We start from the raw sequence: 13,740 nt of genomic DNA, 5'->3' as shown, positions 1-13,740 counted from the left end.
GGTTTAGAATATTGGTTTTAAAGGAAATAGATAGCAAAAAATTTAGAGATATGGTTCGAGTGGCCACACATCGTTTAGGTCGAAATGCAGAGTTTATCAACTCTTTGAACGTCTTTCCTGTTCCAGATGGTGATACCGGAACAAATATGAACTTGACTATTGAAAGTGGCGCCAGGGCAGTTAGTGAGAATCCTAGCTCAAAGGTTGGAGATTTAACTGAAAGTCTTGCAAAGGGAATGCTAATGGGTGCACGTGGTAATAGTGGTGTTATTTCTTCACAATTATTTAGAGGCGTGTATAAAGCCACACAGGGCATGAATACTCTAAATGCCCAAGAACTAGCAAATGCTTTTTCAAATGGGGTTGCAACAGCATATAAGGCAGTGATGAAACCGGTTGAAGGTACTATTCTGACAGTTGCTCGAATTGCTGCTCAAGAAGGAGCAAATAAAGCTAACGAAACTGATGATATCGAAGAAGTGATGAAGGCCATAGTTGAAGGGGCAAAAAGAGCCCTTAAAACAACCCCAGATTTATTGCCAGTGCTTAAACAAGTGGGTGTGGTTGACTCAGGTGGACAAGGATTATTATTTATCTATGAAGGCTTTTTAGAAGGACTATTAGGAGAAAGCTTTGCTGATCGCTATCAACCAGATGAAGGCGAAATGGATGAAATGATTAATGCCATGCATCATCAATCAGTACAAAGTCAGTTATCAACTCAAGACATTGATCATGGATATTGTACAGAGATAATGGTAGATTTAACTGCCGATATTCCTGATAAAAAGACCTTCAATCTTGAAGAATTTCGGGCTCACCTTTCTGAACTAGGTGACTCCTTATTAGCTGTTTCAGATGATGAAGTTGCCAAGGTTCATATTCATACTGAACATCCAGGTGAAATTTTCACTTATGGTAGCCAATTTGGTCAACTAGGTAAGATAAAAATAGATAATATGCGGATTCAGCATGAAACAATTGTTAATAACAATGAAGAAAATCAAGAAAGTGTTGATTTTGCTGTGATTGCAGTTGCTTCTGGAAATGGTATTCGCAAATTATTCGAAAGTGAAGGCGTGAATAGGATTATCTCTGGCGGTCAAACGATGAATCCGTCAACTCAAGATATCATTGATGCCATTAAGAAATCAGGAGCTAAGCAAGCGATTGTGTTACCTAATAACGGTAACATTGTAATGGCCGCTAAACAGGCTGGTGAAGTTAGTGATATTCCAGTTGGTATTGTTCCATCGAAAACAATATCACAAGGGTTAACGGCAATGTTATCATTTGATCCCGATGATAGTCTTGAAGCCAATATCCAAAATATGTCTAATGCGCTTGAAACAGTGGTTTCAGGTGAAGTTACGCAAGCCAATCGTGACACATCAATTAATGATATTGATATTCATAAGGATGACTATCTTGGCATTATTGATGGTGAGATTCAAGTTGCTACAACTGATTTAATTAAGTCAACTATGACAATGATTGAAAAAATGCTAGATGAAGATTCAGAAATTATCACAATTATGTTCGGTCGTGATTCTAATCAGCAACAAGCTCAACAGATTGTCAGTGCACTAGAAGAAAAGCATGATGACCTTGAGTTCGAAGTTCATAATGGCGGTCAACCAGTTTATAATTTCTTGATTTCTGTTGAATAGAAAATGAATACGGAAAAGGTATTTGCCCCTGTAACAAATTTAAAGGGAGTAGGAATAAAAACTGCCGTAGCATTAGGAAGTCTCGGCATTTACAGCATTTATGATTTACTTTTCTATTTTCCTTTTCGCTACGATGAGCTTCAGACGATTCCTCTTGATCAGATCATGGATGGTCAAAAGGTAATGTTGAAAGGAATTGTTGCAACTGCAGCCTTTATTAGCCGTTTTGGTTCCAAAAAAAATCGTCTCAGCTTTAAGATGCAAATTGACCATGAAGTTATCATGGTCAATTTTTTTAATCAGCCCTGGTTAAAAGATAGAATTGTGATTGGCAAGGAAATTGCTGTTTATGGTAAGTATAATGCTGCTAGACAAAGTCTTTCGGGTTTTAAATTTGTAGCTGCTAAAGAAAATGATAGTGGGATGGCCCCGATTTATTCAGTTAACCGAAATATAAGACAAAAAAAGTTAGTTGAATTAATTAATCTGGCTTTAAATGATTACTTATCAGACATAGAAGATATTGTACCTCAAGAAATACGGCAGAAATATCGCTTGCTCACTGAGCAAGAAATCATTATACAAATGCACCATCCTCATAATTCTTATGAAGCTGAATTGGCCAAAAGAAGTGCGATTTTTAGAGAGTTTTTCTTGTTTCAGACGGAACTTGCTCAGTTAAGTGAATACGGTAATCAAACTAAGGGTATTGCCAAACAATATGATTTGGTTGAAATTGCTAAGTTGACTAAGGAGTTGCCCTTTGAATTATCGGATGATCAAAAGAAAGTTATCAATGAAATCTACGCTGATATTCATTCTGAAAAGCAAATGAATAGACTTTTACAAGGGGATGTTGGATCCGGAAAAACAATTGTGGCAATTTATGTGCTTTTTGCTGCAGTAACAGCTGGCTTTCAAGCTGCGCTAATGGTTCCTACAGAGATTTTGGCTACGCAACATTTTAAAAAGGTTGAGGAACTATTGAACCCGTTAGGCGTTAGAGTAGCACTTCTGACTGGATCAACCAAAGCTTTAGAAAGACGTGAAATTTATCGAGAGTTAATTGACGGTACCATTAATGTGGTTATTGGTACTCACGCATTGATTCAGCCCAAGGTAATCTTTAAAAATTTGGGAATTGTAATTATTGATGAACAGCACCGTTTTGGTGTAAGTCAAAGGCAGGCATTAAGCAATAAAGGGTGTGTGCCCGACATTTTGACGATGACTGCAACACCAATCCCCCGAACTCTAGCTTTGACTGTTTATGGAGAAACAACAATCTCGGAAATTCATCACTTACCAGCTGGACGCAAGCAAATTATTTCTACTTGGAAAACAACTGGTCAAATGGTTCAAGTTTATCAATTAATGCAGCAACAACTGGCACAAGGATATCAAATCTATGCTGTAACTCCTTTAATTACCGAATCTGAGGCTCTTGATTTAAAAAACGCTGAAGAACTTTGGGCGAAATTATGTCATGATTTTCCTAAACAAAAAGTTGTTTTACTTCATGGGCAGATGTCGGGAGCCAAAAAAGATGAGATAATGACGGATTTTGCAGATGGTCAAATTGATATTCTGGTTGCAACAAGTGTTATTGAAGTTGGTGTTGATGTAGCTAATGCCAACATGATGATTATTTATAATGCTGATCGTTTTGGTATTAGTCAGTTGCATCAATTGCGTGGTAGAATTGGGCGAGGCAACACCCAAAGTTATTGTGTGTTTTTAGCTGATCCTAAAACTGAAGCTGGGAAAGCAAGAATGAGAGCGGTCGCTGGAACAACTGATGGCTTCAAGCTAGCTAAAGAAGATCTGAAATTACGTGGTGAAGGTGATTTGTTTGGTAAGGCACAGTCTGGGCTGCCAGAATTTCAGGTTGGAAATGTAATAAATAATTATGAAACACTAGCAGTTGCACACCAGGTAGCATTTGACTTAATAAAAGAAGATCCCAAACTAAAAGAGCCGGCACATAAGACTTTAAAGCAAGTGCTAAAATATAAAGAAATACAGCATGAACGAACATAGGAAAGATTGTGGTAATAAATGAGAACAATTGCAATAGATGCAATGGGCGGCGAAAATGCTCCGAAGGCAATTGTCCAAGCCGTTTTGCAAGCAAAAGCCGAATTAACGCAAACCAAATTTATTTTATTTGGTGATCTAAACAAAATAAAGAACTTAGTCGGTAATGATACCGATCGAGTTGAAATTGTTGCGACAACACAAGTCATTAATGATGAAGATGAGCCTGTTAAGGCAATTCGAGCCAAAAAAGATTCTTCACTAGTTGTTGCAGCGCAATACGTGAAGCAGGGTAAAGCAGACGCTTTGCTTTCATTAAGCAATACAGGCGCGATTTTAGCATGTGGTATTTTTATTATTGGTCGAATTAGTGGCGTAGCTCGGCCAGGATTGATGCCTACTTTACCTGTTAAAAATTCAGATAATGGCTTCAATATGATTGATGTTGGCGCTAATGCTAAGTCCAAGCCTGAATATATATTGGATTGGGCTAAAATGGCTTCATATTATGCAGAAAAGGTCAGGGGAATTAAAAATCCTAAAGTGGCATTGTTAAATAATGGAGCTGAAAGCGATAAAGGAGACGAACTACATCAAAAAGCCTATAAATTGTTACTTGATAGTCAACTCAATTTTATTGGTAATATTGAAGGAAATGAGTTACTTGATGGTAAGGCTGATATTGTCGCCACAGATGGTTTTACTGGTAATGCTGTATTAAAAAACATTGAGGGGACAGCAAGTGTTTTAATACATTTATTGAAAAATAGCTTACTTAATAACGGCTTTTTTGTTAAGCTGGGAGCTGGATTAATTAAAGGTGCGCTTAAAAAGTTAGTGTCAAAATTTGATGTCGATAAGTACGGTGGTGCAGTTTTGTTAGGAGTAAATGCCCCAATAGTTAAAACACACGGTCGTTCAGGCAAAAGGGCAATCTATTATACAATTAAGCAAGTTGACAAAATCTTGTCTGAAAAAATCATTGCTGATTTTAAGGCAGAATTTACTCACCATAAATAACTTATAAAGGAGAACTATAATGACTGAAAATGAAATTTTTTCAAAAATACGTGATATTTTAGCAGATAATTTTGAGGTAAATAAGGATGAAATAACCAAAAACACTAATTTTACTAGTGATTTGGACGCTGATTCCATTGATTTAGTTGAATTTATTTTGCAACTAGAAGATGAATTTGGCGCCGAGATTCCTGATGAAGATGCCGAAAAAATCAAAACGGTTGGTGATGCAGTGAGTTATATCTTAGCGCATCAAAAATAATTTATAGAAAATCGCTATGAAATTTGCATCTAAGCGATTTAATGTATATAATTAGAAATTAAATAAATTTATTAATTATCTTTAATAAATTCGTTGAAGATTGAGAGGGGAAATGACCTTTGGAAAAACAAAGTGATCTCTTGCTAGATATCCAGCATTTGCATACTGCATACCGTTTACAAGGAAAATTTTATGATGCTGCGGATGATATCAATATCACATTGAAGCGTGATGAAATTTTATCAGTTGTTGGTGAGTCTGGGTGTGGTAAGAGTACAATTGCTGCAAGTATTATTGGTCTTTATGATCACAAAAATACGAAAGTAACCGGTGATATTTTATACAATGAATTAAATCTAGTAGGGTTAAATGAGGCCTTATTCGATAAGATTCGTGGTAATAAGATTGGGATGATTTTTCAAGATCCACTTGCAAGTTTAAATCCATTAATGCGCGTGGGTGATCAAGTTGCGGAAACACTTTATTACCATACTGATATGAATGAAAAAGAGCGTCATTCCCGTGTAATTGAATTATTTAATCAGGTTGGGATGCCAAAGCCTGAAGAAACATATGCCATGTATCCGTTTGAACTTTCAGGTGGGTTACGCCAAAGAATCGTGATTGCAATGGCTATTGCCTGCAAACCTGAAATCATTATTGCTGATGAACCAACTACTGCTTTGGATGTTACCATTCAAGCTCAAATTTTAGATTTACTTGAAGATATTCAGAGACAATCACATTCGGGAATTATATTAATTACTCATGACTTGGGGGTTGTTGCTGAAACCGCTGATCAAGTTGCTGTAATGTATGCAGGTCAAATCGTTGAAAAAGCGGATGTAAAAACGATTTTTGAGCATCCACTTCACCCGTATACTCGTTCGCTTTTGAATTCAATGCCACAATCTGAAGATGAAGAAGAGGATTTGCATGTTATTCAAGGAACGGTTCCATCATTGCAAAATATGCCACATGAAGGTGATCGCTTTGCTGCAAGAATCCCGTGGATTCCTGAAACTGCTCATGAAAAAGAGCCTGTAATGCATGAAGTTGAACCTAATCATTGGGTAAGATGTACTTGCTGGAAAACGTTCCACTTTCAAGATAAGGTAAGTGGGGATTAATTTATGGCTAAAGAAATTATTCAAGTAAAAAATTTAAAGGTCCACTATCCAATTAGATCCGGTTTTTGGAATCGGATTACGGATTATGTGCGGGCTGTTGATGATGTTAGCATTACAATTAATGAGGGTGAAACGTACGGCTTAATTGGCGAATCAGGTTCAGGAAAATCCACAACTGGTAAAGCAATTGTTGGTGTTGAGCAAGTTACCAGTGGGCAAATTATTTATAAGGGCGTTGACATTACTAAGGCTAAAAATAGACGCAGACTAAATTATAATAAAGATGTCCAAATGATTTTTCAAGATTCAATGTCTAGTTTGAATCCACGAAAGAGAATAGAAGATATTATCGCTGAACCAATTCGCAATTTTGAGAATCTAACTACTGATCAAGAACGTGATCGAGTTCAAGAATTGCTTGATATTGTGGGGATGCCTAGTGATGCAATATATAAGTTTCCACATGAATTTTCAGGAGGTCAAAGGCAGAGAATTGGTGTTGCTCGTGCAGTTGCTACAAAGCCAAGATTAATTGTTGCAGATGAGCCAACTAGTGCTTTGGATTTATCTGTTCAAGCTCAAGTTTTGAATTTCATGAAGCATATTCAGCAACAGTATAATATAGCTTATTTATTTATTTCTCATGATCTAGGTGTTGTCAAGCATATGTCAGAAAATCTAGCAATCATGCACAGAGGTCGTTTGGTTGAAATTGGAAGTCGAAAAGATATTTATAGGCATCCAATGCATATTTATACTAAACGGCTATTGTCTGCTATTCCTGTTGTTGATGTTGAACATCGAGAAGAAAATAAAAAGCATCGTCAGGAAGTCGAACAGGAATTTCAAAATGATCAGGGCAAATGGTATGACAAGTCTGGAAGAGTATTTCCGCTACAACAAGTTTCAGGTGATCATTGGGTAGCACTTCCAAAAGATGAGGTTGAACAAGAAGAGCTTAAGGAAAAGGGGCGCGACTAATAATGTGGAAAACAGTCTTAAGACGTATATTAATCATGATCCCACAATTAATTATTTTGAGTATTTTGGTTTTCTTCTTAGCTAAAATGATGCCTGGGGATCCATTTAGTGGGCAAATTAATCCAAATACGGATCCTAAGCAAATAGCTGCTTTGAAGCAAGCAGCTGGATTGAATGATCCAGCACCGGTTCAATATGCTCGTTGGGTGGGCAATGTCTTTAAAGGTGATTTAGGTACTAGTTATATCCAGCATGTTCCTGTAACTTCTTTGATTGCTGACCGTGCTATAAATACATTTTGGTTATCTCTATTAACAACAATTATTACTTATGCTATCTCGATACCTTTAGGTGTTGTTGCTGGACGTCATCAAGATGAGTGGCAAGACCAAGCAGTTCAAATTTTTAATTATGTTACCTTTGCTGTTCCAGCATTTGTTTTCTTTATTTTAGGAATTTGGTTATTTGGTTTTACACTTGGGTGGTTCCCAATTAGTGGATCTGTTTCCCCTAATGCATCTGGATTCTGGGGCACATTAGGAAGTCAAATTTATCATATTTTATTACCAGCTATTTTAACTGCTGTAATAACTACAACTTCAATTGTGCAATATTTAAGAACCGGAATTGTTGATAATAAAGTCGAAGACTATGTTCGTACAGCCCATAGTAAAGGGGTACCGGAAAATGTGGTATTTAACAAGCATATTTTGCGTAATTCATTACTGCCAATTGCATCTTCATTTGGTACGGTAATTACTGGGTTACTCAGTGGTTCAATGGTTGTTGAAATGGTCTTTAGTTATCCAGGCATGGGTAAATTATTCTTAGACTCAATTGGTCAACGTGATTACACTACGTTAACGGCACTGATTTTAATCTTTGGGACTTTAACTTTACTAGGTAATTTATTATCAGATATTATTATGAGTATTGTTGACCCAAGAATCAGAATTAAGTAAGGAGGAAGAGAAATGTCTGAAAAAAAGGAAACTACTTCAACAACAGAAGCCCAAAAGTCTAAAGTATCTTCTCCTGAATCAACCTTTAAAGTAGTTGTACGAGAAATTGTAAGAGATAAAGTTGCTTTAACTGCTTTTATCATAATTGTTTTGATTTTACTATTTACCTTTGGAGGATCATTATTCTTAAATGCAGGTAAAGTTACAGAAGCAAATATTATTGATGCCTACTATGGTTGGGGTGTCAATGGTCATATTTTAGGTACCGATGATGGTGGTCGTGATATTCTTAATCTCTTAATCATGGGTGGGCGAAACTCAATTTTAATTGGTTTGGGTGTTACAGCAATTTGTGAAATAGTCGGACTAATTGTTGGGCTAGTGTCTGGTTACTATGGTGGCTATATCGATGCAATCATCATGAGAATTGTTGACTTTATACAAGTCTTACCAAGAATGCCAATTGAAATTGTGTTGGTTACTGTTATTCCAAATTACAGTTCTCTAAGTTTAGTTTGGATAATTTCGATGTTTGGTTGGACAAGTACTGCTAGATATTTCCGAGCATTTGTTTTATCACAGCGTGATCGAGACTATGTTTTAGCTTCCAAAACTTCAGGTTCATCAGATTTGAAAATTATGTTTCGAGAAGTTTTACCAAATATTACTTCAATGTTAATTATTGATGTGGTATTAACGATTGCTGGGAATATCGGTATTGAAACAATGCTTTCCTTTATTGGTTACGGTTTGCCACCAACAGTACCTTCTCTAGGTACATTGATTGGTTTTGCTAATGATCCGGTTAACGTTGTTAGCCGGCCATGGCTATGGTTACCAGCGACGATCTTATTACTCGCAATTTCATTAAGTATTAACTACGTTGGTCGAGCCTTGCAACGTGCAGGTGATGCCAGACAACGTGAAAATTAATTTTAAAACAGTTTTGCAAAAGCAAAGCTGTTTTTTCTATGTAATACGCCGCTAATGAATCTTATTTTTTTCTATGCTAGAATATAATTATTAGCTTATTCCGAAAACTTAATAATGATTACTCATTAAATAGATTGGAGTATTTTTATATATGAAAAAAACTAAGATTCTTCGTTCTGTAGGAATTGTAACAGCTGCGGCATTAACTTTGGTTGCCTGCGGTAAAAGTGGTAGCAATTCGGCAAATAACGAGAATGCGAAAACGGCAAGTAAATTTCCACAAGCTGTCCCTGTTAAAAAAGCTAAACAGGGAGGAGCAATAAAATATGCGGTAAAAACTGATACGCCGTTTACTGGTATTTTTTCGGATGAACTATCTACGACTACTATTGATAGTAATGTCGCTGCACCCGGTGAAGAAGAATTATTTGATACCGACGATAATTACAAGATAACCGATAAAGGCCCAGCTACTATGAAGCTTGATCAAAAAGCAAAAACGATTACGATTACAGTTAAAAACGGCGTTAAGTGGTCCGATGGTAAACAAGTAACTGCTAAAGATATCGAATATCCATATGAAATTTTGGCTAATAAAAAGACAAAGGCCCAGCGCTATAGTAGTCAGCTTGAGGAAATTGTTGGTATGAAAGAATACCATGAGGGTAAAGCTAAAACCATCTCTGGGATTGAATTACCAGATGGTGAAAATGGCCGCACGGTTATTTTGCATTTTAAAGAAATGAAGCCAGGGATGTTATACAGTGGTAATGGTTATTTTTGGGAGTATGCATCCCCATATCATTATTTAAAGGATGTACCATTTGAAAAATTACAATCCTCCGATCAAATTCGAAAGAAACCAATCTTCTTTGGTCCGTTTAAAGTCAAAAGTATTGTGCGTGGTCAATCTGTAACTTGGGTTCCCAACAAATATTACTGGCGTGGTAGACCTAAATTAGACAAGATTACTGCGCAAGTAATTTCACCAAATTCGACTTCACAGGCGATTAAGAGTCATAAATTTGATATAGCAGAAGTAGTTAATGATCAATGGGATCAAGTTAAAAATACCAGTGGAGTCAACTTTATAGCTCAAATTCCATTATCTTATAATTATCTTGGCTTTAAAGTTGGTAAATGGGATGCCAAACAAGGCAAGAATGTGATGGATTCAAAGTCAAAGATGAATAATAAGGCATTGCGGCAGGCAATGGGCTACGCAATGAATGTTGATGCAGTTGATAAGCGTTATACTTCGGGGTTAAGTTTTAAGATACCAACTTTAATACCCGCTCAGTTTGGTGATTACTATGATAAAACTGCTAAGGGCTATGATTATAATCTCAAGAAAGCTAATGAACTTTTAGATAAAGCTGGCTACAAGAAAAAAGGCAAATGGCGCGTTCAACCTAATGGTAAACCGTTAACAATTAATTTTATGGCAAAAACTGGTAGTTCAGTTCAAGAACCAACTATTCAAAATTACATCCAACAATGGAATAAGATTGGCTTAAACGTTAAATTAGTTGGTGGGCGTTTAACAGAATACAATTCATTTTTAGATAAAATTCAAAATGATGATCCAGCAGTAGATGTCTTTTTAGCTGGTTGGAGCTTAGCCAGTGAACCATCACCGGCCTCTCTTTATGGTGAAGGCGCACCAATGAACTATACTAGATTTGTAACCTCGGAAAACACTCGGCTTTTAAATGAAATCGATTCACCAAAATCTTTCGACCATTCATACCGACTACAAAAATTCCATGAATGGCAAAAGTATATGAATGAGGAAGCTTATGTTATTCCTACGGATAATTCATATAAGGTTACAGCAGTTAATAAGAAGCTGACTGGTTATTCGACAAAGCCATCAGATAATTCAAATGGTCACCAGTTATGGGGCGAAGTTGGGTTCGCTAAATAAGTAGTATTAATAATCAGAAAATCTCGAGTAAGCTCGGGATTTTTTTATAAGCAAAAAAGCATAAATTAAAAGATGATAATACAAATTTAACAAATTATGTTGCAAAATTAAATTTTAGTGATAATATTTAATTATTAACTTATTCCAAAACAGCTATAAACATTATAAAGAAGGAGAAATCCATTTATGAAGAAAAATAAATTAATTGGCTCAATTGGAGTTGTAACTGCTGCGGCATTAACTTTAGTTGCCTGTGGCAAAAGTAATAATGCTGGCGGTAATGAGGGCGCTAAAACTGCCAGCAAATTTCCGATAAAGACAGCCGTCAAACCCGCTAAACAGGGTGGAACTATAAAAGTTGCTGAAGAAACCGATACTCCATTTACTGGAATTTTCAATGAAGAATTGCAAATGAGTCAAATAGATGCCGATGTCACGAGTCCGGGACAAGAATCACTGTTTGATACCGATGATCATTATAAAATTAATGATAAAGGCGCGGCTACTTTAAAACTTGACCGTAAGGCTAAAACCGTTACTATTACCGTGAAAAAGGGGGTTAAATGGTCCGATGGCAAGCAGGTAACGGCTAAGGACATTGAATATGCCTATGAAATTATTGCCAATAAGGCTACCAAATCACAGCGTTATGCAGATCAGTTTAACATTATTAACGGTATGGCTGAATACCATGAAGGCAAAGCCAAAACCATTTCTGGGATTGAAATGCCTGACGGTGAAAATGGTCGTGTGGTAGTTATCCATTGCAAAGAACTAAAGCCTGGTATGACCAATATTGGTAACGGTTATATTTGGGAAAATGCGGCCCCCTATCACTATTTAAAGAATATTCCGTTTGCTAAATTAGAATCTTCTGATCAAATCAGAAAGAAACCGCTTTTCTTTGGCCCGTATCAATTGCAAAAACTTGTGCGGGGGCAATCGGTAACTTGGGTGCCAAATAAATATTACTGGCGTGGCAAACCGAAACTAGATAAGATTGTTTATCAAGTAGTTTCACCAAATTCAGCTTCACAGGCAATTAAGAGTCATAAATTTGATATTGCTGGAGTAATTAATAGTCAGTGGAAGCAGGTTAAGGACACCAAAGATGTTACCTTTGTAGCTAACATTCCCTTAAGCTATAGTTATTTAGCTTTTAAGGTTGGTAAATGGGATGCAAATAAGTCTAAGAACGTAATGGATCCACATGCCAAGATGGGTGATAAGAATTTGCGCCAAGCCATAGCTTATGCAATGAATACAGATGCTGTCTATAAACATTATACTGATGGCTTAAGTTTCCAAATTCCTACTTTGATTCCGGCGCAGTTTGGTGATTACTTTGATAAGAGTAATAAAGGTTATACGTATAACTTAAAGAAAGCCAATGAAATTTTAGATAAGGCTGGCTATAAGAAGAAAGGTAAATGGCGCACTACTCCGAATGGTAAACCATTAACTATTAATTTTATGGCTATGTCTGGAAGTAGCATTCAGGAACCGATTATCCAAAACTTCATTCAGCAATGGAATAAGATTGGTTTAAATGTCAAGCTTGTTGGCGGACGTTTAACCGAATTTAATTCTTTCTATGATAAAGTGCAACATGACGCTCCGGGCGTAGACATGTTTTTAGCAGCCTGGAGTTTGTCAGATGAACCTTCCCAAACTCAAATGTATAGTGAAGGGACAATGTCCAATTATTCACGGTTTGTGACCCCAGAAAATAATAAGTTAATTGATGAAATGGATTCACAGAAGGCCTTTGATCATAATTACCGGGTTCAAAAATTCCATGAATGGCAGAAGTATATGAATGATGAGGCTTATGTAATCCCAGCTATTAATTCATATAGCATAAGGGCGGTTAACAGCAAATTAACTGGGTTTTCATTAAAACCGTCACAAAGAAATAATGACCATCCGTTATGGTATAACGTAGCGTATGCTAAATAATTTGTTGACCAGATTTCCAGATAGAAATTTTGATTTACCTATTTAATAAATAAAATCATAAAATAATTTTTAGAAAAACTATTGCAGTTTATTATGCAATAGTTTTCTTTTTTCAGTTTTGCTCATAAAAACTGGTATAATTTTAGAGAAAGAAAGGAACTGATAAAATGGTTAGTTCAAAATTTATTAATCAATTAGAAACAAAATATCACATTAAATTCAATAATTTAAAATTACTAGAAGAGGCATTCACTCACTCCTCATATGCTAATGAGCATCCTGAAAGTGGAATTAGGAACTATGAAAAGTTGGAATTTTTGGGAGATGCAGTGCTTGAATTGGCAATTTCCAATTATTTATATTGCAACTTTACCGAATTAAATGAAGGTGAATTGACGCGAATGCGCTCCAATATTGTTGATACGGAAGGTTTTGCTGAGTTTTCACAAAAATTTGGTTTTCCAGCAGAAATAAATCTGGGTCATGGTGAAGAAAAAGCGGGTGCGCGTTCACGCAAAACACTGTTAGAAGATGTTTTTGAAGCTTTTAATGGTGCGCTTTTTCTTGATCAAGGCATGGATGCAGTAGAACACTTTTTAAGCTTAACTGTTTATCCGATCATTGATGCTGGTAAATTTGATGCGTCCAGAGATTATAAAACTGACTTACAAGAGCTATTACAAAAAGACGGTCCTGTAAAGATTGAATATACGGTTTTAAAAGAGGAACAAACGCCGTTAAGGTTTACAGTTCAACTAGTTGTCGACGGTAAGGTTTTGTCACAAGGTAAGGGGCACAATAAAAAAGCTGCTGAACAAGAAGCGGCCAAAGTAGCTTTGACAAAACTTAATTAGGAGGA

11 protein-coding genes are annotated in these 13,740 nt (G+C 36.2%); all 11 read left to right on the top strand.

The window, feature by feature from the left end:
* The first annotated feature begins 11 nt into the window (after window positions 1–11).
* The 11 genes from F5ESL0228_RS05270 (at window position 12) to rnc (ending at window position 13,735) form a co-directional block, all read left to right on the top strand.
* Window positions 12–1,670 carry a DAK2 domain-containing protein gene (locus tag F5ESL0228_RS05270; RefSeq protein WP_122023087.1) on the top strand — a complete coding sequence of 553 codons (1,659 nt, stop codon included), beginning with the start codon at window positions 12–14 and terminating at the stop codon, window positions 1,668–1,670.
* Window positions 1,671–1,673: 3 nt separating this feature from the next.
* Window positions 1,674–3,710 carry an ATP-dependent DNA helicase RecG gene (gene recG / locus F5ESL0228_RS05265; RefSeq protein WP_122023086.1) on the top strand — a complete coding sequence of 679 codons (2,037 nt, stop codon included), beginning with the start codon at window positions 1,674–1,676 and terminating at the stop codon, window positions 3,708–3,710.
* Window positions 3,711–3,728: 18 nt separating this feature from the next.
* Window positions 3,729–4,727, top strand: coding sequence for a phosphate acyltransferase PlsX (plsX, locus tag F5ESL0228_RS05260; RefSeq protein WP_122023085.1), 999 nt, complete (start codon window positions 3,729–3,731; stop codon window positions 4,725–4,727).
* Window positions 4,728–4,746: 19 nt separating this feature from the next.
* On the top strand, window positions 4,747–4,989 hold the full coding sequence (gene acpP / locus F5ESL0228_RS05255) for an acyl carrier protein (RefSeq protein WP_122018423.1): 243 nt from the start codon (window positions 4,747–4,749) through the stop codon (window positions 4,987–4,989).
* A 119-nt stretch (window positions 4,990–5,108) separates the two neighbouring features.
* Entirely contained in the window at window positions 5,109–6,119 is a 1,011-nt protein-coding gene (locus F5ESL0228_RS05250; protein ID WP_122023084.1) for an ABC transporter ATP-binding protein, read from the top strand.
* 3 nt (window positions 6,120–6,122) lie between these two features.
* Complete coding sequence (locus F5ESL0228_RS05245) at window positions 6,123–7,100, top strand: ABC transporter ATP-binding protein (protein ID WP_122023083.1); 978 nt, start codon at window positions 6,123–6,125, stop codon at window positions 7,098–7,100.
* A 2-nt stretch (window positions 7,101–7,102) separates the two neighbouring features.
* The gene (gene opp4B / locus F5ESL0228_RS05240; protein WP_122023082.1) at window positions 7,103–8,062 is read left to right on the top strand and encodes an oligopeptide ABC transporter permease; all 960 of its coding nucleotides are present in this window, start codon (window positions 7,103–7,105) and stop codon (window positions 8,060–8,062) included.
* A gap of 12 nt (window positions 8,063–8,074) precedes the next feature.
* Window positions 8,075–8,995 (top strand): ABC transporter permease, encoded by a 921-nt coding sequence (locus tag F5ESL0228_RS05235; protein ID WP_122023081.1) that lies wholly within the window; start codon window positions 8,075–8,077, stop codon window positions 8,993–8,995.
* Window positions 8,996–9,146: 151 nt separating this feature from the next.
* On the top strand, window positions 9,147–10,922 hold the full coding sequence (locus F5ESL0228_RS05230; RefSeq protein WP_122023080.1) for an oligopeptide ABC transporter substrate-binding protein: 1,776 nt from the start codon (window positions 9,147–9,149) through the stop codon (window positions 10,920–10,922).
* Between the two features lie 186 nt (window positions 10,923–11,108).
* Entirely contained in the window at window positions 11,109–12,881 is a 1,773-nt protein-coding gene (locus F5ESL0228_RS05225; RefSeq protein ID WP_122023079.1) for an oligopeptide ABC transporter substrate-binding protein, read from the top strand.
* A 167-nt stretch (window positions 12,882–13,048) separates the two neighbouring features.
* Window positions 13,049–13,735, top strand: coding sequence for a ribonuclease III (gene rnc, locus F5ESL0228_RS05220; protein WP_122018415.1), 687 nt, complete (start codon window positions 13,049–13,051; stop codon window positions 13,733–13,735).
* The last annotated feature ends 5 nt before the right edge of the window (window positions 13,736–13,740 follow it).

The organism is Lactobacillus sp. ESL0228, from assembly GCF_003692825.1.
Classification (GTDB): domain Bacteria; phylum Bacillota; class Bacilli; order Lactobacillales; family Lactobacillaceae; genus Lactobacillus.
This window is presented reverse-complemented; position numbering and strand designations above follow the sequence as displayed.

Excerpts from the sequence above, each read along its gene's own strand:
- acpP (WP_122018423.1), top strand. The coding sequence starts at position 4,747 with ATGACTGAAAATGAAATTTTTTCAAAAATACGTGATATTTTAGCAGAT.
- plsX (WP_122023085.1), top strand. The coding sequence starts at position 3,729 with ATGAGAACAATTGCAATAGATGCAATGGGCGGCGAAAATGCTCCGAAG.
- opp4B (WP_122023082.1), top strand. The coding sequence starts at position 7,103 with ATGTGGAAAACAGTCTTAAGACGTATATTAATCATGATCCCACAATTA.
- F5ESL0228_RS05230 (WP_122023080.1), top strand. The coding sequence starts at position 9,147 with ATGAAAAAAACTAAGATTCTTCGTTCTGTAGGAATTGTAACAGCTGCG.
- recG (WP_122023086.1), top strand. The coding sequence starts at position 1,674 with ATGAATACGGAAAAGGTATTTGCCCCTGTAACAAATTTAAAGGGAGTA.
- F5ESL0228_RS05235 (WP_122023081.1), top strand. The coding sequence starts at position 8,075 with ATGTCTGAAAAAAAGGAAACTACTTCAACAACAGAAGCCCAAAAGTCT.
- rnc (WP_122018415.1), top strand. The coding sequence starts at position 13,049 with ATGGTTAGTTCAAAATTTATTAATCAATTAGAAACAAAATATCACATT.
- F5ESL0228_RS05245 (WP_122023083.1), top strand. The coding sequence starts at position 6,123 with ATGGCTAAAGAAATTATTCAAGTAAAAAATTTAAAGGTCCACTATCCA.
- F5ESL0228_RS05225 (WP_122023079.1), top strand. The coding sequence starts at position 11,109 with ATGAAGAAAAATAAATTAATTGGCTCAATTGGAGTTGTAACTGCTGCG.